23 protein-coding genes and 1 pseudogene are annotated in these 23830 nt (G+C 63.3%); 11 read left to right on the top strand and 13 right to left on the bottom strand.

The window, feature by feature from the left end; all coding sequences use genetic code 11:
- Positions 1 to 39: 39 nt before the first annotated feature.
- Complete coding sequence (locus NKI01_RS05400; RefSeq protein WP_352640066.1) at positions 40 to 1164, bottom strand: glycosyltransferase family 4 protein; 1125 nt, start codon at positions 1162 to 1164, stop codon at positions 40 to 42.
- Between the two features lie 12 nt (positions 1165 to 1176).
- Positions 1177 to 1740 carry a polysaccharide biosynthesis/export family protein gene (locus tag NKI01_RS05395; protein WP_352962154.1) on the bottom strand — a complete coding sequence of 188 codons (564 nt, stop codon included), beginning with the start codon at positions 1738 to 1740 and terminating at the stop codon, positions 1177 to 1179.
- A 255-nt stretch (positions 1741 to 1995) separates the two neighbouring features.
- Here NKI01_RS05395 and NKI01_RS05390 point away from each other — a divergent pair, with 255 nt between their 5' ends.
- Positions 1996 to 4251, top strand: coding sequence for a GumC family protein (locus tag NKI01_RS05390; protein WP_352481217.1), 2256 nt, complete (start codon positions 1996 to 1998; stop codon positions 4249 to 4251).
- A gap of 21 nt (positions 4252 to 4272) precedes the next feature.
- Here the strand turns inward: NKI01_RS05390 and NKI01_RS05385 are convergent, their stop codons facing one another.
- Entirely contained in the window at positions 4273 to 5502 is a 1230-nt protein-coding gene (locus NKI01_RS05385; RefSeq protein ID WP_352962150.1) for a GNAT family N-acetyltransferase, read from the bottom strand.
- A gap of 89 nt (positions 5503 to 5591) precedes the next feature.
- On the opposite strand from NKI01_RS05385, the gene NKI01_RS05380 reads away from it, so the two are divergent.
- Complete coding sequence (locus NKI01_RS05380) at positions 5592 to 6650, top strand: polysaccharide deacetylase family protein (RefSeq protein WP_352495316.1); 1059 nt, start codon at positions 5592 to 5594, stop codon at positions 6648 to 6650.
- Here the strand turns inward: NKI01_RS05380 and NKI01_RS05375 are convergent.
- Entirely contained in the window at positions 6647 to 6874 is a 228-nt protein-coding gene (locus NKI01_RS05375) for a DUF2842 domain-containing protein (RefSeq protein WP_023717309.1), read from the bottom strand. The genes NKI01_RS05380 and NKI01_RS05375 overlap by 4 nt on opposite strands.
- Positions 6875 to 7025: 151 nt before the next feature.
- Here NKI01_RS05375 and NKI01_RS05370 point away from each other — a divergent pair, with 151 nt between their 5' ends.
- Positions 7026 to 8120: a COX15/CtaA family protein gene (locus tag NKI01_RS05370; protein ID WP_352495317.1), complete on the top strand. Its 1095-nt coding sequence runs from the start codon at positions 7026 to 7028 to the stop codon at positions 8118 to 8120.
- Here the strand turns inward: NKI01_RS05370 and NKI01_RS05365 are convergent.
- From NKI01_RS05365 to speB, 3 genes are read right to left on the bottom strand one after another with little or no spacing between them, the layout of a single operon-like run.
- Entirely contained in the window at positions 8110 to 8949 is an 840-nt protein-coding gene (locus tag NKI01_RS05365; RefSeq protein WP_023717310.1) for an aminoglycoside phosphotransferase family protein, read from the bottom strand. The two genes, NKI01_RS05370 and NKI01_RS05365, sit on opposite strands and share 11 nt — an antisense overlap.
- Entirely contained in the window at positions 8950 to 9876 is a 927-nt protein-coding gene (gene argC, locus NKI01_RS05360; protein WP_023717311.1) for an N-acetyl-gamma-glutamyl-phosphate reductase, read from the bottom strand.
- 22 nt (positions 9877 to 9898) lie between these two features.
- A complete protein-coding gene (gene speB / locus NKI01_RS05355) occupies positions 9899 to 10906 on the bottom strand; it encodes an agmatinase (RefSeq protein ID WP_352962146.1) in 1008 nt (335 codons plus the stop codon).
- A 303-nt stretch (positions 10907 to 11209) separates the two neighbouring features.
- On the opposite strand from speB, the gene NKI01_RS05350 reads away from it, so the two are divergent.
- Positions 11210 to 12259 (top strand): glycerophosphodiester phosphodiesterase family protein, encoded by a 1050-nt coding sequence (locus tag NKI01_RS05350; protein WP_023717313.1) that lies wholly within the window; start codon positions 11210 to 11212, stop codon positions 12257 to 12259.
- A gap of 263 nt (positions 12260 to 12522) precedes the next feature.
- Here NKI01_RS05350 and NKI01_RS05345 read toward each other — a convergent pair whose 3' ends face one another.
- Positions 12523 to 13395, bottom strand: a complete 873-nt coding sequence (locus tag NKI01_RS05345) for an aldo/keto reductase family oxidoreductase (RefSeq protein ID WP_023717314.1) — start codon at positions 13393 to 13395, stop codon at positions 12523 to 12525.
- A 95-nt stretch (positions 13396 to 13490) separates the two neighbouring features.
- On the opposite strand from NKI01_RS05345, the gene NKI01_RS05340 reads away from it, so the two are divergent.
- Positions 13491 to 14447 (top strand): LysR family transcriptional regulator, encoded by a 957-nt coding sequence (locus NKI01_RS05340; protein ID WP_023717315.1) that lies wholly within the window; start codon positions 13491 to 13493, stop codon positions 14445 to 14447.
- A 22-nt stretch (positions 14448 to 14469) separates the two neighbouring features.
- Here NKI01_RS05340 and rpsI read toward each other — a convergent pair whose 3' ends face one another.
- The 3 genes from rpsI to NKI01_RS05325 all read right to left on the bottom strand — a co-directional run bounded on the left by rpsI (position 14470) and on the right by NKI01_RS05325 (position 16097).
- Positions 14470 to 14952: a 30S ribosomal protein S9 gene (rpsI, locus tag NKI01_RS05335; protein WP_023717316.1), complete on the bottom strand. Its 483-nt coding sequence runs from the start codon at positions 14950 to 14952 to the stop codon at positions 14470 to 14472.
- Position 14953: 1 nt separating this feature from the next.
- On the bottom strand, positions 14954 to 15418 hold the full coding sequence (rplM, locus tag NKI01_RS05330) for a 50S ribosomal protein L13 (protein ID WP_023717317.1): 465 nt from the start codon (positions 15416 to 15418) through the stop codon (positions 14954 to 14956).
- A gap of 214 nt (positions 15419 to 15632) precedes the next feature.
- The gene (locus NKI01_RS05325; protein WP_023717318.1) at positions 15633 to 16097 is read right to left on the bottom strand and encodes a PaaI family thioesterase; all 465 of its coding nucleotides are present in this window, start codon (positions 16095 to 16097) and stop codon (positions 15633 to 15635) included.
- Between the two features lie 149 nt (positions 16098 to 16246).
- Between NKI01_RS05325 and NKI01_RS05320 the strand changes: the two genes are divergently transcribed.
- From NKI01_RS05320 to NKI01_RS05305, 4 genes and pseudogenes are all read left to right on the top strand, one after another.
- Positions 16247 to 17068 carry an enoyl-CoA hydratase gene (locus tag NKI01_RS05320; RefSeq protein ID WP_023717319.1) on the top strand — a complete coding sequence of 274 codons (822 nt, stop codon included), beginning with the start codon at positions 16247 to 16249 and terminating at the stop codon, positions 17066 to 17068.
- A gap of 9 nt (positions 17069 to 17077) precedes the next feature.
- A complete protein-coding gene (locus tag NKI01_RS05315; protein ID WP_023717320.1) occupies positions 17078 to 17500 on the top strand; it encodes a VOC family protein in 423 nt (140 codons plus the stop codon).
- Positions 17501 to 17512: 12 nt separating this feature from the next.
- A pseudogene (locus NKI01_RS05310) lies at positions 17513 to 18290 on the top strand (AAA family ATPase).
- Positions 18287 to 18808 carry a CoA-binding protein gene (locus tag NKI01_RS05305; protein ID WP_023717322.1) on the top strand — a complete coding sequence of 174 codons (522 nt, stop codon included), beginning with the start codon at positions 18287 to 18289 and terminating at the stop codon, positions 18806 to 18808. Before NKI01_RS05310 ends, NKI01_RS05305 begins: the two are co-directional and overlap by 4 nt.
- Positions 18809 to 18863: 55 nt before the next feature.
- Here the strand turns inward: NKI01_RS05305 and NKI01_RS05300 are convergent, their stop codons facing one another.
- Entirely contained in the window at positions 18864 to 20483 is a 1620-nt protein-coding gene (locus tag NKI01_RS05300; protein WP_352640072.1) for a PLL family lectin, read from the bottom strand.
- A gap of 360 nt (positions 20484 to 20843) precedes the next feature.
- On the opposite strand from NKI01_RS05300, the gene NKI01_RS05295 reads away from it, so the two are divergent.
- Positions 20844 to 22127: an O-acetylhomoserine aminocarboxypropyltransferase gene (locus NKI01_RS05295; RefSeq protein WP_352909320.1), complete on the top strand. Its 1284-nt coding sequence runs from the start codon at positions 20844 to 20846 to the stop codon at positions 22125 to 22127.
- Between the two features lie 5 nt (positions 22128 to 22132).
- Complete coding sequence (locus NKI01_RS05290; protein ID WP_352640074.1) at positions 22133 to 22483, top strand: cupin domain-containing protein; 351 nt, start codon at positions 22133 to 22135, stop codon at positions 22481 to 22483.
- A gap of 33 nt (positions 22484 to 22516) precedes the next feature.
- On the opposite strand, the gene NKI01_RS05285 is transcribed toward NKI01_RS05290, so the two are convergent.
- Positions 22517 to 23764 (bottom strand): cytochrome P450, encoded by a 1248-nt coding sequence (locus NKI01_RS05285; RefSeq protein ID WP_023717326.1) that lies wholly within the window; start codon positions 23762 to 23764, stop codon positions 22517 to 22519.
- Positions 23765 to 23830 lie beyond the last annotated feature (66 nt).

The following is a 23830-nucleotide window of genomic DNA, read 5'->3' as shown; positions in this document are numbered from 1 at the left end:
CACCGGGGGCCTTTTGCAGCCGAGTGGATATCAGTTGCTCTACTGTTTGAGCGCGGCGAAATAGGCCTTTTCGATTTCGGCGGCCATTACATCCGCGCCGAACCGTGCCTTGAGGTCGGCGGCACCGGGCATCAGGCCTTTGTAGGCGTCGAGATCGGCCAGAGCGGCGCTTATCTTGTCGCCAAGTTCGCGCGGGTCGGGCCGGATCAGGGCAGGGGAGCCGGTGTCGAAGATTTCCGGTATGCCCCCGACCGACGTCGCGATTAGCGGCTTGCCGGCGGCAAGCGTTTCCAGAACGATATAAGGCATGGCTTCCGCGCGCGAGGGAACGACGACCAGCTTGGCCAGCGTGAAGGCGAGCCTGGCTGGCATCGGCGGCAGGAAGCTGACCTCGAGGCCGAGCTGATCTACCTTGGCGCGATAGCGCGGCAGGTCGTCGCCGTCGCCGACCATCAGCGCTTTCAATGGGCGACCGAGCCGTGTTGCGGCTCGCCCCAGCGCATCGATGAAGATGTCCGGGCCCTTGAGGTCGCGCATCATGCCGATATAGAGGAGGTCGACGGCATTGTGCTCGGTCTGCACCGGCTCGAACTCGGCGGCGCGCAGGCCGTTGTGTACGAGAGCGTTCGGAATGGGCGGCTCGCCGACCTTCCTGCGATAAGTCCGCCGCTCATAATCGGAAACAAATAGCAGGCAATCGGTGAAGCGAGCCATGAAGCGTTCGAGCGCGAAGAACAGCTTCCCCATCGCCGTGGTTTCGTCATAGTGCAGTGAGCCGCCATGCGGCGAATAAAGGCGGGCTACGCGAGACCTGGATACCCGCAACAATGAGCCGAACAGACGGGCATAGGCGCCACCTTTGGCGCCATGCCCGTGCAGCACGTCCGGCCGCAATTCTTTTATGATCCTATAGGTGCGTCGGGCCGAAGCGAGATCGCCTGGCCCGACATGCCGCTGCATCGGTGTGCGATGAATGCCGAGCGCCAGGCTGCCTTTCATCTGTTCGAACAGCCGTTCCTCGAAATCGCCGCCAGTCGTCGAATCGCAGACGATGCCGACGGCATGGCCGGCGGCGACCTGAGCCTCGGTCAGGTCGCGCACATGCCGGAAGATGCCTCCGACGGGTGAGCGAAAGCAGTGGACGATCCTGAGTGTGTCCGCCACTTGGTCAGCACATCAAAACAGGCGTTCGCGAACATAGACTGTGTCGCCGGGCAACAGCGGGTCGGAGGTCACCACGCGTCCGGTTATAACCTTGCCGTTGATGTCGCGGGTAATGTCGACGCTTTCCTGGTTGGCGCGTGGCGTGAAGCCGCCGGCGATGGCGATGGCTTTCTGCATGGTCAGGCCCGGAACGTAGGAATATTGGCCCGCCGCGCCCACTTCACCCATGACGAAGATCGGCCGGTAGCGATCGATTTCGACCGAAACGTCAGGATCGCGCAAATAGCCCTGGCGCAGTTTCTCGGCGATCTCGCCCTCGAGTTGCTGGGCGGTGTGGCCGCGCGCCGGCACGTTGCCGACGAGCGGCAGCGAGAGATAGCCGGATTGGTCGACGCTGTAGGTGTTGGTCAATCCTTCCTGCTCGAACACGGTGACGCGGACGCGGTCGCCGGCACCGAGGCGATAGGGCTGGTCGAGCACTTCATGGAAGGCGGCCGGCGTCGGCCGGTAGCTTGAGCAGCCCGAAAGCATCGATACGGCAAGCAGCGCGCGGAAAAGGGGAGCAGTGCTTTTCATGAGCGGACACGTACCTTTGAATAGCCGGCGACTCTGCGGCAAACCTTAACGATCGAGCTCGGTTATCATCCTGTTAGGGTTAATGGCCGGTAAAGGCGCGCGGCCGATGCGGGCCCGATCGACAAATGCAGATGGTTTTCAGCCTCTTGTTTGCGGCTTGTTAGCAGAGCCTAACAGGTGCTTACCGCGTTATTAACGGCTGAGTTACCATAGTTGTTTACGGTGCATGCTGACTCAGTACCGGAGCAGGGATGCATGTCCGTTCAATCCGCGGCCGCAGATGTCGACGTCGATCTCAGGCAGCTTTTCGCCAGCCTGGCGCGAAACTGGCTGCGCATCCTTGTCGTCGCGCTGGCTGTAACCGGCCTGGCCTTTGCGCTCGCCTGGCTTGCAACGCCCGAATACAAGGCGGCAGCCAAGCTGGAGATCGGGCCTCGAGAATCGGAGTTCACGCGGCCAGCCGGTGCCAACGGCAACGAGCGGTCGATTCCCGACGAAGAGGCTGTGGCCACCGAGGTCCAGATCATTTCGTCCCCTGACATCCTCAAACAGGTGGCGGCGAAGCTCAACCTCGCGAAATTGCCCGAATTCGACGAGGCGCTGAAGATGTCGGCGCTGAGCCGCACCCTTGTCCTCGTTGGCTTGAAAAGCGATCCCTTCGAGATTCCGCTGGAAGAGCGCGTGCTGGACGCAATGCATGACAAGCTCAACGTCTATGGCGTTGAAAAAACCCGCGCGATCGCTATCGAGTTCTCGTCAGAGGATCCACAGCTTGCCGCCGCAATCCCGAACGCCATCGCAAACGCCTATATCGCCTCCAAGGGCAACGCCAAGCTCGAATCGAATTCCGCCGCCACCGACTTTCTGGCGCCGGAAATCGCGGACCTGCAGAACCGGGTGAAGGAGGCGGAGGCCAAGGTTGCCGCATTCCGTGCGCAGTCCGATCTTTTGATGGGCGGCAACAATTCGGTGCTTGCCACCCAGCAGCTGTCCGAATTGTCGAGCGAACTGTCACGGGTACGCGCCAACCGCGCTTCGGCGGAAGCGACCGCCGACAGTGTGCGCAGGGCGTTGCGCAATGGCGGCTCGCTGGATGCCGTTCCAGAGGTGTTGTCTTCCGACCTGATCCAGCGCCTGCGCGAGCGGCAAGTCGAACTCAAGAACAACATCGCCGACCTTTCCACCACCTTGCTCGACAATCATCCGCGCATCCGTGCGCTGAAGTCGCAGCTCGCCGATCTCGACCGCCAGATCCGCAACGAAGCGGAAAAGATCATGAAGGGTCTGATGGCGCAGGCCGAGACGGCGAAGGCACGAGAGGCTCAACTCGTGGCCGACGTCAACACCCTGAAGGCGGCGTCCGCCCGCGCCGGCGAAGAGCAGGTGGAACTCGATGCCCTGCAGCGCGATGCCGCGACCAAGCGCCAGCAACTCGATCTCTACTCGTCCAGCTATCTCCAGGCGGCCGCACGCAAGGATCGTAACTACCTGCCTGTCGACGCTCGCCTATTTTCGGAGGCCCGGGCGCCGACCGAACCCTATTTCCCCAAGATTGGTCCGATTGTCGGTGCGGCCTTTGTCGGCTCGTTGCTCCTCATGGCGATCGTCACGTTGCTGCAGGAACTGTTTTCCGGCCGCGCCATGCGTCCGGCCGCCGGTGCCCATTTCGAACGCATCGAGCAGGTTGCGATGCCGGCTGTCCAGGCCGAACGCGTAGTGGCCGAGCCCGGCCCGCCGGTTGCCCGGCCCGAACCGGCAGTCGCCGTGATCGACCAGCTCGGTGAGTCCGACAACAGTGTCACTGAAACCAAACTGGAGCCGGAACCCGTCGCCGTGGCGGAAGCGGCTGCCGAGAAAATCGAACCGGAGTACTCTGAGATGGCTGCTGCAGACATTGAACCGGCACGTTCCACCCTCGGTGAGGTCGACATCGACAAGGCCGCGGAAAAACTGATCGCCACCGGTGCCGCCCGCGCCATATTCGTGTCGCCGGAAGGCGACGAGGCGGCTGCCTCGGCGGTGCTGGTGGCGCGCGCAGTCTCTGACGCCGGGCTACGCGTGCTGCTGCTTGATCTCACCGCTTCGGGTGCTGCCTCGCGGCCGATGCTGGACAGCGGGCTGTTTCCGGGCATCACCGATCTGCTCGCCTCGCAAGCGCAGTTCAGCGATGTGATCCACCCCGATCTCTATTCGGACTGCCACGTGATTCCCGTCGGCACAGCCGATCCGGTCCGTGCCATGCGCGCCGCCGACCGGCTGCCGATCATCATGCAGTCGCTGACCACCGCCTATGACCTGGTCGTTGTCGAATGCGGGCCAGCGGACGCGCAAGGCATCAGCCGCCTAGTGGGCGAGGGCACCGAGGTGCTGCTCTCCATGCTGGAGCCGGACGACGAGGTGACGCAAGCCGCAGTCGCGCTCATCGAGAGCGGCTATCCCGACCTGACGCTGGTCACGCCAATCGGCCATGTGGCGCCGGGGCCAATGCCGGGGCGGCGCTCGGCCGCCTGAGGCAGTTTTCTCAAATCGAAATCAGCTGTCGTCTTCGCCTGCGGCCGGTGCTGTCTGTCCCACAGCCTTGCGGCGCAGCAGCTTGGTCAGCTTCCAGACCATTGGGCTGTGCTTGATGAATGCTTTCAGGCTTGCGCCGTGCCTGAGCGCAAGCGCCAGCGCGCGGCCCTTCAGCGTCAGCGGAACCAGCACCTCGAAATGCTGCGTTTCGATATCGCACCACAATCGCTTATAGGGTTCGTCGCCGACTGAGAAATCATAGATTTCAAAACCCGTCTCGCAGGCTTCCAGGATGTTCTCGAAGAACAGGAAGTCGCCGGGGCTGGTGTGTGCGAGGTCGTCCTCGGCGATCGCCCCGAATTCGCAGATCAGCCGCTTGCCCGAGCGGCTCGACCCGGTGACCGCACGAAGCTTGCCGGCGACTTCCAGCCCATGCAGCACGAAGCACGGGTTTTCCTCTTGAAGCGCTTCGGCAAACAGCGAGCGGAAAAAAGCGCGCACCTCCGCTTCACCGAAAACATTGACGATGCCCATCTTGCGGAAGCGGAATTCCTTCATCTCGAAAAAGGCGTCGAGCAGCCTGTTCACCTCGTCCGCAGTCCTCGCCTCGATGCGACGATAGCTGCCGACGGCCTCGAACTTGCGCGCCTGCGAGCGATGCTTCTTGCGCCTGCGCTTGCCGCTCACGCGGGTGAGCAGTGCATCAAACCCTCCGACAAGACCGGCGGCCAGCGACAGATTGGGGCTCGAAAAATGCGGCAAGGCGGAGAGCGGGTTGGCAACGCCGTCGAGATCAGGCAGCAGCCGCTCTAGCGCGACAAGATCGATGTCGCGCCGCGCCTTCGCAATCGCGGCCAGCATCGAACGGATCGCCGCGATATCGGCATTCGCCAGCCATTGCAGGTCGGCAGCGGCAAAATTGCCGTTGGCATGGCGCCCGCCCATGAAGCGCGCAACGCGGAATGCTCCGCTGCGGGTGACCTCCAGCGCCAGCGAGAAAACCGGCCTGTCGTCGGCGCGCAGCGTCGCAACGACAACGTCGGCGCCGGTATGTGCGGCCCAGTTCAGGATCCAGCCTGCGCTCTGCGCCGGGGCAAAAAGCGCCGAACGGCAGAATTCGGCGTACGCCGCCAGCGCCGCACTATCGGCAACCGAGGTCGACAGGCCGGCTTTGCCGGCCGGCAAGGCACACGGCGACGCCTCGCTGCTTGCCAGCCGATTGCCGTCAAATGACGCGGTGGCGTCAACCATACCTCAATCCTTAGGGCGTATTCGTCGCGATTGGGGGTCCGCGCAGGCGCATTCCATGCTTGATGAGCTTAGGCGCAAAAGGTGAATGAATGATCGACGGGGGCGAGGCAATCCGCAAACTGGCGCTCAATCTCGCCCGCTATTCCGGTCTTGCGCCGCTGGCCAAGCCGTTCATCGGCGGCCTTGGCGCCATCCTGATGCTGCATCGGGTCACCGCGACGCCGGAAAAGCCGAACGGCGTCAACCGCCACTTGAACATCGCGCCTGGGTTCCTCGACATCGTGATCGCCGACATGAAGGCGAACGGCTACACGTTCGTTACTCTGGACGAGGCAATCGAGCGCATCAAGGCTGGCGACAAGGACGGCCAGTTCGCGACGATCACCGCCGACGACGCCTATCGAGACAACATGACCGAGGCGCTGCCCGTGCTGGAGAAGCACGGCGCGCCGATCACCATCTACGTCGCGCCGGGACTGATCGATGGCGCTGCCGATTTGTGGTGGGACGTGGTCGAGGACATCGTCAATGCGCGCGATCGCCTGACGCTGACGACGCCGGACGGCCCGGTGACGATCGATTGCTCGAACCCAGGAAAAAAGGTCCAGGCCAATGCGCGTCTGCACGCTCATCTGACGCTGAAGGTGCGCGAGCAGGACCAGCGTGCGGTATTGCGCGATCTGGCGCGTTCGAACGGCATCGAGTTGGGCGGTTCGCGCCCGAACACGCTGATGAACTGGGACGAGCTCCGCACCATGGCCGCGCACCCGCTGGTGACGATCGGAGCGCATAGCGTCAATCATTGCAATCTGAAGCGGCTTTCCGAGAGCGACGCGCGGCATGAGATCGGCGACGTCAAGCGCATATTGCAGGCCAAACTCGGCGAGGAGCCGCGCCATTTCGCCTATCCCTACGGTTATGCCAGCGCCGTCGGCCGTCGCGAGGTGGGCCTTGTCCGCGATGCCGGCTATGCCTCGGCCGTGACGACCCGCCACGGCATACTCCGCGCCGAGCATGCCGGGTTCCTGCATGCCCTGCCGCGCATTTCGGTCAATGGCCGCTATCAGAGCGTCGCCCACATCCGAACAATGTTGTCGGGCGTGACGACGCCGCTGGCCAATGCCGGCAAGACGGTGGTGACGATCTAACTGTTGCCTCGGCCCTTCGGCCGCGGCTCCAGGATCAGCCATTTGATGATGCCCATCGCCGGCAGCACCCACAAAAGCCCGCTCAGCAGGAAGAAGATGAAGTGCGCCAGCGGCCCGGACTGTGACAATTGGGCGACTGCCACGATCGAGGCGACCATCGCATAGACGACGACCAGCAGTACCAGCAGGAAGCTTCCGATCAGCTTTTTCAGGCGAATGGGCATAACGCGATCTCGTTGATCGCTATCGCTTAAGCCGAACAGCCAATACGCGCAACCCGCCAGAAACGGCGCGACGGCGTGCCGCGCTGTCCGGTCTTGCAAGCCGGGTTGCGATGGTTCACCAATCCGCGACTTCAACTGCCGGGACAAAGCCATGGCTGCTGCCATATCCGATGCCGTGCCTTTCGCAGCCCGCGATCGCGACCTTCGCAACCGCGCGCTGGTACGTGGTTGGCTCTATGTCGTGCTCCTCGTGCTGTTTGCGCTGGTGGTGGTCGGCGGCGCTACGAGGCTCACCGATTCGGGCCTGTCGATCACCGAATGGCAGCCGATTCACGGCGTCATCCCGCCACTCAATGATGCCGAGTGGCAGGAGGAGTTCCTGCGCTACCAGCAGATCCCGCAATATGCCGAACTCAACAAGGGCATGAGCATCGAGGCGTTCAAGTCGATCTTCTGGTGGGAGTGGGTGCACCGCATCCTGGCGCGTAGTGTCGGCGTGGTCTTCGCCCTGCCGTTGCTGTTCTTCTGGGCGACGCGCCGCATCGAGCGCGGCCTCGGCACGAAATTGTCGGGCATCCTCCTTCTCGGCGCCCTGCAGGGCGCGATAGGCTGGTGGATGGTGGCGTCCGGGTTGGCCGACCGGGTTTCGGTCAGCCAATACCGGCTGGCGACGCATCTGACGCTGGCGGCGCTGATCTTCACGGCGACCATGGTGGTCGCGCGCGGACTGGCCCCACACTCCGAACCGGCCGCCGACCGATCGACGCAACGTCTGGCCGGCTTTCTGGTGCTGCTGGCGCTGGTCCAGATCTATCTCGGCGGGCTGGTCGCAGGGCTCGATGCCGGCTTGAGCTACAACACCTGGCCGCTGATGGACGGCAAACTGGTCCCCGGCGACCTGCTGCTGCTCGAGCCGGCATGGCGCAATTTCTTCGAAAACCCGAAGACGGTGCAGTTCATCCACCGGGTCGGCGCCTACACGATCTTCGCGGTCGCGCTCTGGCACATGATTGCGACACGCCGGCGTCTGCCGGGCACGACGCATGCCCGACGCGCGACGCTGCTGTTCCTGATTGTCGTGGTGCAGGCGTCGATCGGCATCGGCACCCTATTGATGCATGTGCCGCTGCACATGGCCCTGACGCATCAGGCATTCGCGCTGTTCCTGCTGGGTTTTGCCGCCGCGCACTGGCGCGGCACCAAGGGCGCTTATCCGCTGCCCCACGAGATTGCTCTCAGAGGCTGAGCCGCACCGTCCGGATCGCCATGGCGATCGCCAGCTCGCGGTCCTCGTCGACCGCATTGCGATCTTCATGATGCCATGCAGCCGACAGGCAGCCATAGGCGATGGCGTGGTCCAGTATCGCGGGCGGCGACTGGCCGAGCGTTGCGGCAAAGACTTGCGCCATATGGCCGATCCGCCGCGTATCGAGGCAAAGATCGTCTCGGTCGAGTGGGTTGTAGAACATGTTGGCCGCGTCGAAGCCGGGGTCGCCGAGAACGCCCTTCGGGTCGATCGCCAGCCAGCCGCGCGGACCGTGCATGACGTTGTCGTGGTGCAGGTCGCCATGCAGCGGCCGCACGTCATGCGGATTGGACAGCAGCCGTTCCGCGATTTCGGCTGCTTCGACATACAGGCTCTTTTCGCCGGCGGCGCGATCGGCCTTGGCCTTTTTGAACAGGCTGGAGAACCGGGTCCGCAACGGCTGGAGATCCGGCGGGGCAGGGTGCTTCGACGGCGAGACCAGTCTTGCCATTACCTCGGCCGCGATCGCGGTGGCGGCATTGTCGCCTTGTTCGGCAAGATGGTGTGACAGCATCCTGTCGCCGGCGTATTCGAGCAGCATGCGGTGGCCGTCGCGGCCGAGCAGCCGCACCGCGCCTTCGCCGCGTCGCCAGGCGAGGAAATGCTCGCCACGCAACTCGTCCTCGACATCGTCGAAAGGCTTTAGATCCTTGACGATTGCCGGTGAGTCGTCCTCGCGAGCAACCTTCCAGATGCGGCTGCTGAAGGTTTCGGCGATGAGTTCGGGCGCGCCGACCTTCCAGCGCTTCGGAAATGCCGGCGCATCCATTCAGAGGCCGAGCATCAGATCCATGTTCTGCACGGCTGCACCCGAGGCACCCTTGCCGAGATTGTCGTAGACGGCAAGCAGCAGCGCCTGCGCCCTGTCGTCATTGGCAAAGACATAGAGCTTCATCCGGTTGGTGCCGTTGTAGATCTCCGGATCGATGTCAGGCATGCGTTCCTGATGCAGATACGGCGCCACCTCGACCACGCCACGATCAATGGAAGCAAAATGGTCGGCGATCGCCGCGTGAAGCTCAGCGCCGGTCGGTACATGGTCGAGACCGCCGAGTTGCAGCGGCACTACCGTGATCATGCCTTGCGCGAAATTGCCGACTGCCGGCTGCATGATCGGATCCTGCGAAAGCCTGGCATAGGTCCTGAGCTCCGGCACGTGCTTGTGCTGCAGCGTCAGCCCGTAGGGCAGGAATTCCGACGCATCCTCGCCCTTGGCGACATAATCCTCGATCATTGGCCGGCCGCCGCCGGAATAGCCAGAAATGCCGTTGACGGTGACCGGAAAATCGGCTGGCAACAGCCCCGCCGCAACCAGCGGCCGCAGCGTCGCGATCGGTCCTTGCGGCCAGCAGCCCGGATTGGCGACGCGCTTCGCCGAAGCGATCTTCTTCGCCTGGTCCTTGTCCATTTCGGCGAAACCATATTCCCAGCCCTCGGCGACGCGATGTGCCGTCGAGGCGTCGATCACCTTGGTGGTGTCATTGGCGATCAGCGAAACGCTTTCCTTGGCTGCCGCGTCCGGTAGGCAGAGGATCGCGACATCGGCGGCATTGAGGAACTCGGCGCGCGCTGCCGTTTCCTTGCGGCGCTCAGTCGGGATGGAGATGATTTCCAGGTCGCCGCGCTCGGCAAGCAGCGCCCTGATCTGCAGACCGGTGGTGCCGTGCTCGCCGTCGATGAAGATTTTCGGTTTCATTGCCTGCCAAAATTCCTGTTAGCTATATGCCGCTTGCCTGATTCAATCCGGCAACGCTGTGATTGCCCTGGTTCATTTCCTCGAGCCGGGCCTTTCGTTCCGCCAGCAGCCCGAGATAGTGCATGGCCACCATCGAGCCGGCAATTGCCGTTATATCGGCGTGATCATAGGCTGGCGCAACCTCGACGACGTCGGCGCCGACGATATCGACCTGGTTGATCTGGCGCAGCACCGACAGGATCTTTGCCGAAGACGGGCCTCCCGCTACCGGCGTTCCGGTGCCGGGCGCAAAAGCCGGATCCAGGCAATCGATGTCGAAAGTGACGTAGGTCTTCTTGCCGCCCGTACGGTCGACGATGGCATAGGCGATGTCGGACGCCCGCATTTCCTCCACTTCATGGCCATACAGGATCTTGATGCCGAACGTATCGGGCGCCTGGGTGCGGATGCCGATCTGGATCGACCGGTCGGGGTCGATGATGCCCTCCTTGACCGCACGGCCGACGAAGGAGCCGTGATCGATGCGCTTGCCGTCGTCGGGCCAGGTGTCCTGATGAGCGTCGAACTGCACCAGGGCCAGCGGGCCGTAGATGGCGGCATGCGCCTTGAGCAGCGGCCAGGTGACGAAATGGTCACCGCCGAGCGATAGCAGAAAGGCGCCGGATTTCAGGATCCTCGCCGCTTCGCGTTCGATCGTGGCAGGGGTCTTCTGGTGATTGCCGCTGTCGAGCAGGCAATCGCCAAAATCGACCACGGCAAGCTGTTCGAACAGGTCGCGCGAAAACGGATATTGCGGATCGTTGTCGAGGATGGCCGACGCGCGGCGAATCGCCTGCGGTCCGAAACGCGCGCCCGGCCGATTGGTGACCGCCGCGTCGAAGGGAATGCCCCACACCACCGCATCGGCGCCCTTCACATCCTTCGAATATTTGCGCCGCATGAACGACAGCGCGCCGGCATAGGTCGGCTCGAACGACGCGCCCGTCCTGGAGCGGGTGGTGAAGGCGTGATCGATGGTCCTTGGCGGCATGAAGCGATCTCCTGTGCGTCGACGCGCAACCTTATTGGCCATAATTCTCAGAATTGCGACCCCTTCGGAAGAACATGGCTATTCGGCCCGGTCACAAATCCTTGCTTGCCAGGAGAGCCCCGCATGGCTGGCCCGGAGATTGCCTAGTTAGCAACCGAAAGTAGCCGCTACGGCCGTTTCGGCCGGCATTAACCTGATTTTCCAGCGTTTGCGAAGCCGGCTTCGTTCACTAGGCTGTCACGAGCGTCGCTTAACCGGGTGTCGATCCGGTACGGAGCGATTCTCATGCGAACGACCTGTCTCATGCGAACGACTTGGCTGAGCCTTCTGCTTTCCGCGGCGCTGGCGGCCTCCCTTGGCCATGCATCGGCAGGCGAAACGCGCGCCAGGCAGATTCTCGACCGGTTCGAGCACGCCAACCAATGGCGCGACCATGTGATGGTGGCCGCGCACCGCGCCGGCGGCATGCAGGCCGGCAAGACGCTCTATCCCGAAAATTCGATCGCCGCCGTCGAGGCGTCGATTGCAATGGGCGCCGAAATCGTCGAGGTCGATATCAGGCGCTCGAAGGACGGACAGTTCGTCGTCATGCATGACAGCTGGCTCGACCGCACCACGAACTGCAAGGGCGAGGTGGTCAAGCGCACGCTGGCCGAACTCAAGACGTGCCGGTTGGTGATCGAAGGCACCGGCGCCTTTACGGGCGAGACAGTCTCGACGTTGCGCGAAATGTTGATGGCGACCAGGGACAGAATCCTCATCAATCTCGACAATAAGCTCGATACCGAAAGCCTCGCCGGCATGGTCGCGGTCGCGCGCGACCTCGGCATGGCCGAACAGGTGATCGTCAAGGAGAACCTGTGGGATGCGGAGAGGATCGCCACGGTTGCGGCCGCCATGGACGCGATCGACGGCGGCTTCCAGTTCATGCCGATCATTGCCGACGATGCGGTTCACGACGCCATGTTTGCCGAAAAAGTCAGCCGGGCGTTCCCGGTGCGGGCGATCGAACTGATCAATTGGCGGGCTGGCGCCGAGACACTGACCGAGACCGGCGGCCCGCTGTTCAGCCCGCGCATGCGCGCGCTGGCGGTGAGGGGTGACTGGCACATCTGGGCCGACACCTATGCCATCGTCAACAAGCCGGGTGGCTTCCTCGCCGGTGGCCGCGGCGACGAGCTGGCGGTCGCGGCCAGCCTGCCGCGCGAGACTTATGGCTTCTGGGTCGAGCGCGGCGCCACCATCATCCAGACCGACGAACCGAAGGCCGCCATCGATTGGCTGGCGGCGAACGGTTTTCGCGTGCCCTATGCCGGCCCGGCCGAGCCGGCGAATACGGCCAGCATTAACTAGGAGCGGCGGTCGCGCTGCCAATCTCCCCCCTTGTGGGGGAGATGCCCGGCAGGGCAGAGGGGGGCGCTGTCCCTCCAGCCTATCGGGTCGATTGAGATTGCAATTGGCGTCAATTGTCACGCAGGGTTCAACAAGAGGCAGGCGATCCTTCGCGCCCCCCTCTGTCCTGCCGGACATCTCCCCCACGAGGGGGGAGATTGGCTCATCACCGCCTTCGCTAGTCTCCAACACCGGCTGGCGGCACCTCGCGCCTCGTGCGCAGGTCAAGCGGCCATCGCCACGCCCTCTAGCGCCTCGAGCGCATCCTCCGGCAGCGCGAGATCGCCTGCGGCGAGGTTCTCCCTGAGATGCGCAACTGAAGACGTGCCGGGGATCAGAAGAATGTTGGGCGCGCGGCGAAGCAGCCAGGCGAGCGCGACCTGCATGCGCGTGGCGCCGAGGCGTGCGGTGACCTTGGACAAGGTCGACGACTGCAGCGGGTTGAAGCCGCCAAGCGGGAAGAACGGCACATAGGCGATGCCGCCGTGGGCCAGATCGTCGATCAACGCATCGTCGCCCCGATGCGCCAGATTGTACTGGTTCTGCACGCAGACGATCTTGCAAATCCTGCGGCCTTCGGCGATTTGTGCAGCGGTGACGTTGCTCAGCCCGATGTGACGCACAAGGCCCTGTCGCTGAAGCTCGGTAAGCGTTGCAAGCGGGGCCTCGATCGACCCTTCGGCGGGGCCATGCGCGTCGAACATGACTCGAAGGTTGACCACCTCCAGCACGTCGAGCCCGAGATTGCGCAGATTGTCGTGCACCGCCTTGGTCAGCTCGTCGGCCGAGAAGGCCGGCAGCCATGCTCCGTCCCGGCCGCGCCGGGCGCCGATCTTGGTGACGATAACGAGGTCGTCGCGATAGGGTGCGAGCGCTTCGCGGATCAACAAATTGGTGACGTGTGGGCCATAGAAGTCGCTGGTGTCGATGTGATTGACGCCCTGCGCAACGGCTTCGCGCAGCACGGCCAATGCCGCATCGTGGTCCTTTGGTGGGCCGAAGACGCCGGACCCTGCGAGCTGCATGGCGCCGTAGCCGAGCCGTCTGACTTTGCGGTCGCCGAGGATGAATGTGCCGGACTGGTCGACGCTGGACATAGTCTTTCTCCTTCAGGGAATGGTGCACAGATAGACGGTGTCCGATCTCGCGATAATTGGGTACAATTCGCACGGGCTGTGCGGAATGACGAACAATGCAGATTGATCTCGGGGATCTGAACGCCTTCGTGGCCGTAGCGCGCGCCAAAGGTTTTCGGGATGCGGCACGCGCCAGCGGCGGCAGTGCGTCCGGCTTGAGCGAGGCGGTGCGCCGCCTGGAGACGCAGCTCGGTGTCAGGCTGCTCAACCGGACGACGCGCAGCGTCGTCCTGACGGAGGCCGGCCAAGGCTTGCTGGCGCGGCTCGGTCCAGCCTTGACCGAGGTGGAGTCGGCGCTGGACGTGGTGAACGGCTTTCGCGACAGGCCGGCCGGCTCGCTGCGCCTCAATGTGCCGGTCAGCGCGGCGCGACTGGTCCTGCCCAGCATCGTGCCGCGGTTCCTTGCCGCCTATCCCGGTATCCGGCTGGAGGTGATCGCCGAGGAGAGCTTTGTCGACGTGCTGGCGGCCGGCTGCGATGCCGGCATCCGTTACGACGAGCGGCTGGAACAGGACATGATCGCCGTGCCGATCGGGCCGCGCGTGCAGCGCTTCGCCACCGCCGCCAGCCCGGCCTACCTGGATCGTCATGGCCGGCCGCAACACCCGCGCGACCTGCTCGGCCACGCCTGCCTGCGCGGCCGCTTTCCCAGCGGTGCGATAACGCCATGGGAGTTCGAGCGCGACGACGAGGTGGTGCGGGTCGATCCGACGGGGCCACTGATTGTGGGGATCGGCGGAGCAGCCGATTTAGCCGTTGATGCAGCGATCGCCGGCACCGGAATCGTGAAGCTGTTCGAGGACTGGCTTCGCCCGCATTTCGAGAGCGGTGCACTCGAACCCGTCCTCGAACCCTGGTGGCAGAGCTTCTCCGGGCCGTTCCTCTACTATCCCGGCCGGCGCCTCGTACCGGCGCCGCTGCGGGCGTTCGTCGACTTCATCAAGGCATTGCCGATGAACTCTGACATCACGGGAACGGCACAAAGAAAAAGGCCACCCGAAGGCGGCCTTTGAACTCTGTGTAGCTTCGCAGCGCTTAGCGCTTGGAGAACTGGAAGCTCCGGCGGGCCTTCGCCTTGCCGTACTTCTTGCGCTCGACCACGCGGCTGTCACGGGTCAGGAAGCCGCCCTTCTTGAGCACGGCGCGCAGCGCCGGCTCGTAATAGGTCAGCGCCTTGGAGATGCCGTGGCGCACGGCACCGGCCTGGCCGGAGAGGCCGCCGCCGATGACGGTGGCAACGATGTCGTACTGGCCGGCGCGGTTGGCAGCGATGATCGGCTGGTTGAGGATCATCTGCAGAACCGGGCGCGCGAAATATTCGGCGAACACCTTGTCGTTGACGACGATCTTGCCGGAGCCGGGCTTCACCCAGACACGGGCGATGGCGTTCTTGCGCTTGCCGGTGGCATAGGCGCGGCCCGATTTGTCGAGCTTCTGGACATGGACGGGTGCAGCCGGCTGGGTGTTGGTGTTGCCGGTGGCAGTTCCGAGTTCTGCGAGCGAGGAAAGCTCAGCCATCTTACGAAACCTTCTTGTTCTTGGCGTTCAGCTTGGCCACGTCGAGGACGACGGGCTGCTGGGCGACATGCGGATGTTCCGTGCCTGCATAGACGCGGAGATTCTTCATCTGGCGACGGCCGAGCGGGCCGCGCGGGATCATGCGTTCGACGGCCTTCTCAACGACACGCTCGGGAAAGCGGCCCTCGAGCAGCTGCCGCGCGGTGCGTTCCTTGACGCCACCGGGGTGACCGGTGTGCCAGTAATAGACCTTGTCGGTGAACTTCTTGCCGGTGAACACCACCTTGTCGGCATTGATGACGATGACGTTGTCGCCGTCGTCGACATGCGGGGTGAAAGTGGGCTTGTGCTTGCCGCGAAGATGATTGGCGATGACAGTGGCGAGACGGCCGACGACGAGACCCTCGGCGTCGATCAGCACCCACTTCTTCACCACATCCGCAGGCTTCTGCGAAAAGGTTGTCATGGATTGTTGCTTTCGGTTCGGACCTTCAAAAGAAGGCGTTTCTTGTTGCTTGGATTGGCGAAAGGCACTTGCCCGCCGCCAATAACAAAACGGCGGCCTTTGCGGGCCGCTGTTCCGTGAGGGCTTATAGGAGAGAGCGGCGACTACGTCAAGGCGCGTGAAAAGCCATCTCTGGGGTAAAATCAAGCAAAAACAATGATTTGAGCACAAGGTATTATTTTACCACATCTCCAATCCGCTTTGGCGGGATCGAATAGGTGCCCGTTGCGTGCGCTACCGTGTGTCCCTCCGGGCCGGCGACGATGTCGATATCGAACACCATCAGGCTCTTGCCGAGCTTGAGGATGCGGCAATGGCCGTCGATCGGCCCGGCCTCGGCCTTGCGGACAAAATTGATGTTGAGACTGGTGGTGACCGAAAGTGCATCCGGTCCGGCATGCGAGAGCACGCAGACATAACCGCCTATGTCGGCCAGCGTGAACAGCGCCGAACCCGATACGGTGCCGCCGGGACGCAAATGGCGCTCGTCAGCATTGAGCCGCACAACACAGCCGCCTGGAAACACCTCCAACGCCTCGTAGAAGGTGAACTGGTCGTTGAGCTGCGGGAAAACAGTCGCCACAAGCGCGTTGACGTCAGCAGCCGTCAGCACCGGCTTGAGATTGCTTTGAGCAGGCATGGCGGTCTCTCGTTGTGCCTGCCTGTTTGAGCGCAGCGTGCCGTTTCTGGCAACAGCCATTCATTATGGCAGAGGCGGAGTGTTGGACGAAGCGAGACCCGCATACTAGATTAGTCCATCACCGATCCGGAATCGCGGAGGAATGACCCATGGCCGAAATCGTCGCCATCAAGCCTGCCGTTGCTGAAGGGCCGGTCGCCGCCCGGCTGGATAAGGGCGTGTTGCGCCTGACGCTCGCCAATCCGCCGGCCAATGCTCTTTCGCTTTCAGTGATGGCGGCGCTGATGGCGGAACTCGACCGCGCCAAGGCCGACAAGTCCGTCCGCGTCATCGTCCTTGGGGCGGCCGGCAAAGTGTTCTGCGCCGGGCACGACCTCAAGGAGTTAAGCACGCACCGCGCCGATGCCGATCACGGCAGGGCCTTCTTCGAAAAGACGTTTTCCGCCTGCGCTTCACTGATGCAGGCGATCGTTCGCCATCCCAAGCCGGTGATCGCCGAAGTCGACGGCCTGGCGACGGCGGCCGGATTGCAGCTGGTCGCCAGCTGCGATCTCGCCATCGCTTCGCACGAGGCGACCTTCTGCACGCCGGGCGTCAATATTGGACTGTTCTGCTCGACGCCGATGGTGGCGCTGTCGCGCAATGTCTCGCGCAAGCACGCCATGGAGATGCTTTTGACCGGCGAAACGATCGAAGCGGCAACCGCTAAGGAATTCGGCTTGGTCAACCGCGTCGTGCCGCGCGAATATCTGAATCAGATTGTCACCAAATACGCGCAAACCATTGCGTCCAAATCGTCCTTGGTCGTCAAGATCGGCAAGGAAGCCTTTTATGAGCAAGCGGAAATGGGGCTGGCCGAGGCCTATGATTACACCGGGCGCGTCATGGTCGAGAACATGCTGGCGCGCGATGCGGAAGAGGGCATTGGCGCCTTCATTGGCAAACGCAAGCCGGAATGGCCGGAGGAATAGGAGGCGGATATGGAACCGCGCATCTCCATCATCACCATCGCCACCGACGATCTCGACCGCGCCACGCGCTTTTATGAGGCGATGGGCCTGACCCGCCATGCCGGGATCACCGAGGGCGTTGCTTTCTTCCAGATGGGTGGCGCCATCCTTGCCCTGTTTCCGCGCCCAAGCGCCGAGGAGGATTCAGGCGTGACCTTCGGCAACGCGCCGTCGGCCGTCTACCTCGCCTACAACACCCGCTCCGACGCCGAGGTCGATGCAGTGTTGGCGCTGGCCAAGAAGGCCGGCGGCCGTATCGTCAAGCCGGCGCAACGGGCCTTCTGGGGTGGCTGGTACGGCTATTTCGCCGATGCGGACGGGCATGTCTGGGAAGTGGCGCACAATCCGGCTTTTCCGATCGCGGAAGACGGATCGATTTCGCTGCCGGCCTGACGAGGTTCCCCTCTGGCTCATCGCAAGCAACTGACGCGGCTGAAGGCACCCTATCTGAAGCGTATCCTGATCGAGCCCAGCCGGGTCGTCGATTGGGAAAAATATCCCTGGAACCTGCCGATCTTTCACCGCCATGAATTCGAGCTCGAATTCACCACGCCGATCACCATCATCGTCGGCGAGAACGGCACCGGTAAATCGACGCTGCTCGAAGCGATCGGCGCGCTGGCAGGCTACGATGAAGCCGGCGGCGGCAAGGGCTACATGCCGGTCGATCACTCCCGCGCCGTCGACAAGAGCGGCGCAGCGCTGGCGGCGACGTTGCGCGGCCACTGGCTGCCGAAGGTCACCGCCGGCTGGTTCTTTCGCGCCGAATCCTTCTATTCGGTTGCCCGCTATCTAGATCAGGCTGCCATCGACGCACATGAGGCGCCGCCCGACTTCCTGTCCTGGTCGCATGGCGAGGGTTTCATCAGATTCTTCGAGGAGCGCTGCCGCCGGCAAGGCATTTACATCCTCGACGAGCCCGAAAGCGCCTTGTCGCCGACGCGCCAGATCGAACCTTCTCAAGATGCTGCGGCGGATGGACCAGTCCGGCACGGCGCAAGTGATCATGGCGACGCATTCGCCGCTGCTGATGGCCTGTCCCGGCGCGCGGCTGTTCCGCATCAGCCGGTCCGGGCTCGACCCGACCGATTTTCACGACACCGATCATTTCCGCATGATGCGCAATTTTTGCAACGATCCAGATGGTTTTTTCGCCGAAGCGCTGTATGAGGACGAGGCATGAACCACGACGCTTACGACAACGCCTATATCGCCGGCATCCTCAATTCGGTGAAGACCATCGCCATGGTCGGCGCGTCGGCTAATGACGTGCGGCCGAGCTATTTCGTGCTGAAATATCTGCTCGGCAAGGGCTTTTCGGTGTTCCCGATCAATCCCGGCCAGGCCGGCAAGGAGATCCTAGGCCAGATGACCTTTGCCAGGCTCGCCGACGTTCCGGGACCTGTCGACATGGTCGACGTGTTTCGCGCGTCCGCTGCCGTGCCGGGCATTGTCGACGAGGTGCTGCGGCTCGATCCGCTGCCGAAGGTCATCTGGATGCAGCTTGGCATACGCCATGACGAGGCGGCCACACGCGCCGAAGCCGCCGGCATCAAGGTGGTGATGAACCGTTGCCCCAAGATCGAATATGGCAAGCTGTCGGGCGAGATCGGCTGGACCGGCGTCAATTCCGGCGTGCTGTCGTCGAAGAAGCCGCTGATGCGGCCGGGTTTCCAGAGTTTCGGCGTTCGCCAGAAGTAGGTTCCCGCATCCGCATCTGGGAGAGCGGGAACCTCATCGTGCCGCCCGCCGATCGCTAGTACCGGGTCCACTGTCCGCCTTCGTACCAGAAGGCGGCCGAGATCCGTCCGCCGCCGTCGACCCACCACAGCTCCATGCTACTCGGGATACGGGAGACCGCGGCAATACCGCCATTGGTCGCGGCGCTGCCGTCCGGCGCGAGCTGATAACGGGTCCACTGTCCGCCCTCGTACCAGAACGCGGCCTCCATCGACCCATTCGGCCCCGTCCACCACACTTCCATACTGCCAGGGATGCGGGAAACTGCTGCAATGCCGCCATTGATCGCGGCGCTGCCGTTCGGCGCGAGCTGATAGCGGGTGGGCTGGCCGCCTTCATACCAGAAGTTGGCTTCGACCGATCCGTGCGGCCCGATCCACCAGAGCTCGAGGCTGTTCGGGATGCGCGACAGCGTGGCGATGGTGCCGCCGACGGCGGCGCTGCCGTCCGGTGAAAGCTGATACCGCGTCCATTGGCCGCCCTCATACCAGAAGGCGACTTCGATCGAGCCGTTGGGCCCGATCCACCAGACCTCCATGCTGTTCGGGATGCGCGAGACGGCTGCGATACTGCCGCCGCGCGCCGCGCTGCCGTCCGGTGCCAGCTGATAACGTGTCCACTGGCCCCCTTCGTACCAGAAGGCCGCCTCGATCGAGCCGTTGGGACCGATCCACCAGACCTCCATGCTGTTCGGGATGCGCGATACCGCTACGATGCCGCCATCGGGAGCGGCGCTGCCGTTCGGCGCCAGCTGATAGCGGGTCGGCTGGCCCCCCTCGTACCAGAAGTTGGCTTCGACCGATCCAGCTGGGCCGATCCACCATTCCTCCATGCTTTGCGGGATACGTGAGACGGCGGCGATGGCGGTGCCAGGCGCGGCACTTCCGTCCGGTGCCAGGCGATAGCGGTTCCAACGGCCACCGTCGTACCAGAAGCCGACCTCGATCGACCCGCTGGGGCTGGTCCACCAGATTTCCATGCTTCCCGGAATGCGGGCCAGCGATGCGATGCCCTTGACGCCGGGCACGTCGCGCAACGTCCCGACGAAGGTGATCCGGAAGATCAGCTCGTAGGTTCCGCCGTCGCCTTCGATGATCATGCGCCGGTCCCTGACGCCGAAATCTATCAGGTCTGCCCCCTCCAGCCTGAGCTCCTGCGTGCCGAGATGGTCGTCGTCGAGCGCGAAGGGGATCGGCAGGTCGATGCCGTTCAACACGCTGCCGATGTCGCTGGTTAGCCGCGCCGCGCGATTGCGCGGGTCGGGGTCACCGAGCGACGCCGTAAGCGAGGCCGCCCCCCTGATGCTCACCAGGTTCCGGTATTGATTTGGCGAGCCGTTGTCCTGCTCCATCAGCGAGACGACAATTGCCACGTCGGCCGGATTCTGGATGGGCTGAGGGGTTCCGTTCGTGCCCCAGAACGGTTGCCCGTTCACGGTGACGGGATGCTCGTCATCGTCGTCCATGTCCTCGAAGATGCCGAAGCTGAAGACCTGGAGGTCCGGCACGGCGGGCAGTCCCGGCGCGGTGGGGCGCATGTTCGCCACGCTCACCAGGACGTAGACTTCGTCGGAAGCCGAAAGCTCGTTGGTCTCGTTGAGGCACTTGATGCTTTGCAGATTGATCAGCAGCGTCATTGAGATACTCCTTGAATAATCGCCTTTGTCCATCAGCGGATGCTTGGGAGTCCCATGGTTGTTGCCATGGTCGGAGGCAGTAAATTGCTGCCGACGCGCAGGCTGACAGAGCCGGACTTACGGATGGCTTATGGAAGAAGGCGGCGGCTTCGCGGGGTGGCGAGCCGGCGAAGCAGGCTTGTGGCGGGGAGCCACGCCGGCCCAATCTTTTGCGAGGCGCAAATCCATTCTCCTCAGCCCGCGATGCCCGAGCCGGTTGCACCGAAGGAACAAGTCGGCTGGAATTTTTCTCCTTTGCATTCGCGCCAATGATCGGCCAACAATGCCGGCCGTATCAGTGGGCAGGAGAGGAATATCGACATGGTTCAGCGCACGCCCGGGTTCAACACGCTCGCCGTCCATGCCGGCGCCAAGCCGGATCCGGCGACTGGGGCGCGAGCGACGCCGATCTATCAGACGACCTCCTTTGTCTTCGACGATGCCGACCACGCCGCCTCGCTGTTCGGGCTGAAGGCGTTCGGCAACATCTACACCCGCATCATGAACCCGACACAGGCGGTGCTGGAAGAGCGCATCGCGGCACTCGAAGGCGGCACGGCAGGCCTTGCGGTCGCCTCCGGCCATGCCGCGCAGGTGCTGGTCTTCCACAATCTGATGCAGCCCGGCGACAATTTCGTTTCAGCGACAAAGCTTTACGGCGGCTCGATCAACCAGTTCGGCCACGCCTTCAAGAATTTCGGTTGGCAGGTGCGCTGGGCCGACACCAATGACATCTCGACCTTCGAGAGCCAGATCGACGACAGGACCAAGGCGATCTTCATCGAAAGCCTGGCCAATCCGGGCGGCGTCTTCGTCGATATCGAGAAGATCGGCGACATTGCCTGCAAGCACGGCCTGCCGCTGATTGTCGACAACACGCTGGCCTCGCCCTACCTGCTGCGGCCAATCGAGCATGGCGCCGACATCGTCGTGCATTCGCTGACGAAGTTCATCGGCGGCCATGGCAATTCGATCGGCGGCGCCATTGTCGACGGCGGCACGTTCGACTGGTCGAAGTCGGGCAAATATCCGATGCTGTCGGTGCCGCGCCCCGAATATGGCGGCCTCGTCCTGCATGAGACCTTCGGCAATTTCGCCTTCGCCATCGCCGCGCGCGTGCTCGGCCTGCGCGACATCGGCGCGGCGATTTCGCCGTTCAATGCATTCCTTATCCTGACCGGTCTGGAAACCTTGCCGCTCAGGATGCAGCGCCACTGCGACAATGCGGCGGCGGTCGCCGGATGGCTTTCCAACCATCCCAAGGTCGCCTGGGTGTCCTATCCCGGCCTGCCCAGCGACAAGAACAATGCGTTGCAGAAGAAGTACTCGCCGCTGGGCGCCGGCGCGGTGTTCACTTTCGGGCTGAAGGGCGGCTACGCGGCGGGCATCAAGTTCGTCGAGGCGCTCGAGCTGTTCTCGCACCTGGCCAATGTCGGCGACACCAAGTCGCTGGTCATCCACCCGGCATCGACCACGCATCGCCAGCTTTCCGACGAGCAGAAGATCAATGCCGGGGCAGGGCCGGACACGGTCAGGCTTTCGGTCGGCATCGAGGACGTCAACGACATCGTCGCCGATCTGGAACAGGCTCTCGCCAAGGTCTGATCGCCATGACCACGCCGAGATTTCTTTCCGTCGGCGTCGACACCGTCGCACCGGAACTTGGCGCACCCGCGCCGGATCGCCTGATTTCGGGCGATCCGAAATTCCGCACCTGGAATGTCGAGGAACAGGACGGCGGCCTCTATGCCGGCATTTGGGAAGCGACGCCAGGCAAATGGCGCATCGAATATGATGAATGGGAGTTCTGCCACATCCTGTCAGGGGTTTCGGTGATCGCCGAAGACGGCGGCAAGGCGCGCACCGTCAAAGCCGGCGATAGTTTCGTGCTGAGGCCGGGCTTCAAGGGGAGCTGGGAAGTGCTTGAAACGACTCGCAAGGAGTATGTGATCAAGCTTTGATCGCCTGTCGGCTGAGCCTATCGGATCGAATCCTCAAAAGCCCACGGCGAGCGTTTCCAGCCCATGGAAATGATAGCTGTCGCGAAAGCGTGGTTGTTCGGCAAGATGCAGCTGCGGCAGGCGTTCGAACAAGGTTTTCAGCGACACCTGCAATTCGAGCCGGGCGAGCGGCGCGCCGATGCAGAAATGAATGCCGGCGCCGAACGACAGGTTTTTCTGGTCGGCGCGGTCCGGCCTGAAGGCGAGGGGCTCGGTAAAGGCGACGGGATCGCGATTGGCCATGCCGAGCAGCAGACCGATCGTCTCGCCAGGGCCTACGATGATCCCAGGCCCAGCCTCGACCTCCTGATAGGCATAACGCGTGAACATGTGCAGCGGCGCGTCGAAGCGCAGGCACTCTTCGACCGTCGCGGCTGTTGCTTCCGGTGAGGCGAAGAAGCGGCGCGGGTCGCCGCCTTGCGCAAGGATCGAGCGCACCGCATTGCCGGTCTGGTGGACGGTTGCTTCATGGCCGGCATTGAGCAACAGGATCGCCGACGATACCAGCTCGTCCTCCGACAGTTTCTGGCCATCCTCCTGTGCCGCAATCAGCAGCGACAGAAGATCCTCGCCCGGCCTCTTTCGCCGCTCGGCGACGTAGCCGCGCAAAAAATTCGAAAAGTCGCGCGCGGCGCGATTGGCCGTGTCCTCCGTCTCGCGGGTGCGGCCATGCATGTACATGGCGACCATCCGATGCGACCAGTCGAGCAGCTGCGGACCCATGTCGACCCGTACGCCGAGCATCTCGGCAATGATGGTGATCGGCAAGGGAGCTGCGAACGCCGGCAGCAGGTCGACTTCCCCTGGTTCGAAACGGTCGATCAGTTCGTTGGCCAGCGCCTCGACGCGCGGCCTGAGCCGCTCGACCTGGCGCGAGACGAAGGCCCGGTTGACCAGCGTTCTGAGCCGTGTGTGGACGGGCGGTTCCAGCTCCAGCATCGAATTGGCCTCGATGCCGTCGAAGGCGCTGAGATGCGTGCGATCCTGGCCGATGCCCCGGCTGTCCGGAATGCCGGCCGGGTTCTGCCGGCCGAAGCGGCGATCGCGCAGCAGACGGTTGACGTCGTCGAAGCCGCCAAAGCACCAGAAACCAAATTCTTCCCAGAAGATGGCGCTCGATGCACCGTGCAGGTAAGCGTAGGCTTCGTAAGGGTCCTGAAAAAAAGCCGGCTCGTGCGGATCGAGCCGCAGTCGGCGGGTGGCTGGATCAAAGGCAAGGTAGGGCGGCTTCAATTCGGTCATGCCAGACCATTAGCGCATGACCCCGAAAACCGGAATCGGTTTTCGGAAAGGATCATGCGCAGTTTC

This window comes from Mesorhizobium sp. M0815, assembly GCF_040319995.1.
Taxonomy (GTDB): Bacteria; Pseudomonadota; Alphaproteobacteria; order Rhizobiales; family Rhizobiaceae; genus Mesorhizobium.
Note: the sequence above shows the minus strand (reverse complement) of the source record. Positions and strands in the feature narration are given on the sequence as shown.

What these genes read in the sequence shown, in the direction of transcription:
- NKI01_RS05305 (WP_023717322.1), top strand. Translation starts at nt 18,287, where the DNA reads ATGAACCACGACGCTTACGACAACGCCTATATCGCCGGCATCCTCAAT.
- speB (WP_352962146.1), bottom strand. Translation starts at nt 10,906, where the DNA reads ATGCCGCCAAGGACCATCGATCACGCCTTCACCACCCGCTCCAGGACG.
- rplM (WP_023717317.1), bottom strand. Translation starts at nt 15,418, where the DNA reads ATGACAACCTTTTCGCAGAAGCCTGCGGATGTGGTGAAGAAGTGGGTG.
- NKI01_RS05315 (WP_023717320.1), top strand. Translation starts at nt 17,078, where the DNA reads ATGGAACCGCGCATCTCCATCATCACCATCGCCACCGACGATCTCGAC.
- NKI01_RS05350 (WP_023717313.1), top strand. Translation starts at nt 11,210, where the DNA reads ATGCGAACGACTTGGCTGAGCCTTCTGCTTTCCGCGGCGCTGGCGGCC.
- NKI01_RS05285 (WP_023717326.1), bottom strand. Translation starts at nt 23,764, where the DNA reads ATGACCGAATTGAAGCCGCCCTACCTTGCCTTTGATCCAGCCACCCGC.
- NKI01_RS05325 (WP_023717318.1), bottom strand. Translation starts at nt 16,097, where the DNA reads ATGCCTGCTCAAAGCAATCTCAAGCCGGTGCTGACGGCTGCTGACGTC.
- NKI01_RS05300 (WP_352640072.1), bottom strand. Translation starts at nt 20,483, where the DNA reads ATGACGCTGCTGATCAATCTGCAAAGCATCAAGTGCCTCAACGAGACC.
- NKI01_RS05320 (WP_023717319.1), top strand. Translation starts at nt 16,247, where the DNA reads ATGGCCGAAATCGTCGCCATCAAGCCTGCCGTTGCTGAAGGGCCGGTC.
- rpsI (WP_023717316.1), bottom strand. Translation starts at nt 14,952, where the DNA reads ATGGCTGAGCTTTCCTCGCTCGCAGAACTCGGAACTGCCACCGGCAAC.
- NKI01_RS05375 (WP_023717309.1), bottom strand. Translation starts at nt 6,874, where the DNA reads ATGCCCATTCGCCTGAAAAAGCTGATCGGAAGCTTCCTGCTGGTACTG.
- NKI01_RS05290 (WP_352640074.1), top strand. Translation starts at nt 22,133, where the DNA reads ATGACCACGCCGAGATTTCTTTCCGTCGGCGTCGACACCGTCGCACCG.
- NKI01_RS05385 (WP_352962150.1), bottom strand. Translation starts at nt 5,502, where the DNA reads ATGGTTGACGCCACCGCGTCATTTGACGGCAATCGGCTGGCAAGCAGC.
- NKI01_RS05340 (WP_023717315.1), top strand. Translation starts at nt 13,491, where the DNA reads ATGCAGATTGATCTCGGGGATCTGAACGCCTTCGTGGCCGTAGCGCGC.
- NKI01_RS05390 (WP_352481217.1), top strand. Translation starts at nt 1,996, where the DNA reads ATGTCCGTTCAATCCGCGGCCGCAGATGTCGACGTCGATCTCAGGCAG.
- NKI01_RS05345 (WP_023717314.1), bottom strand. Translation starts at nt 13,395, where the DNA reads ATGTCCAGCGTCGACCAGTCCGGCACATTCATCCTCGGCGACCGCAAA.
- NKI01_RS05365 (WP_023717310.1), bottom strand. Translation starts at nt 8,949, where the DNA reads ATGGATGCGCCGGCATTTCCGAAGCGCTGGAAGGTCGGCGCGCCCGAA.
- NKI01_RS05395 (WP_352962154.1), bottom strand. Translation starts at nt 1,740, where the DNA reads ATGAAAAGCACTGCTCCCCTTTTCCGCGCGCTGCTTGCCGTATCGATG.
- NKI01_RS05370 (WP_352495317.1), top strand. Translation starts at nt 7,026, where the DNA reads ATGGCTGCTGCCATATCCGATGCCGTGCCTTTCGCAGCCCGCGATCGC.
- NKI01_RS05380 (WP_352495316.1), top strand. Translation starts at nt 5,592, where the DNA reads ATGATCGACGGGGGCGAGGCAATCCGCAAACTGGCGCTCAATCTCGCC.
- NKI01_RS05295 (WP_352909320.1), top strand. Translation starts at nt 20,844, where the DNA reads ATGGTTCAGCGCACGCCCGGGTTCAACACGCTCGCCGTCCATGCCGGC.
- argC (WP_023717311.1), bottom strand. Translation starts at nt 9,876, where the DNA reads ATGAAACCGAAAATCTTCATCGACGGCGAGCACGGCACCACCGGTCTG.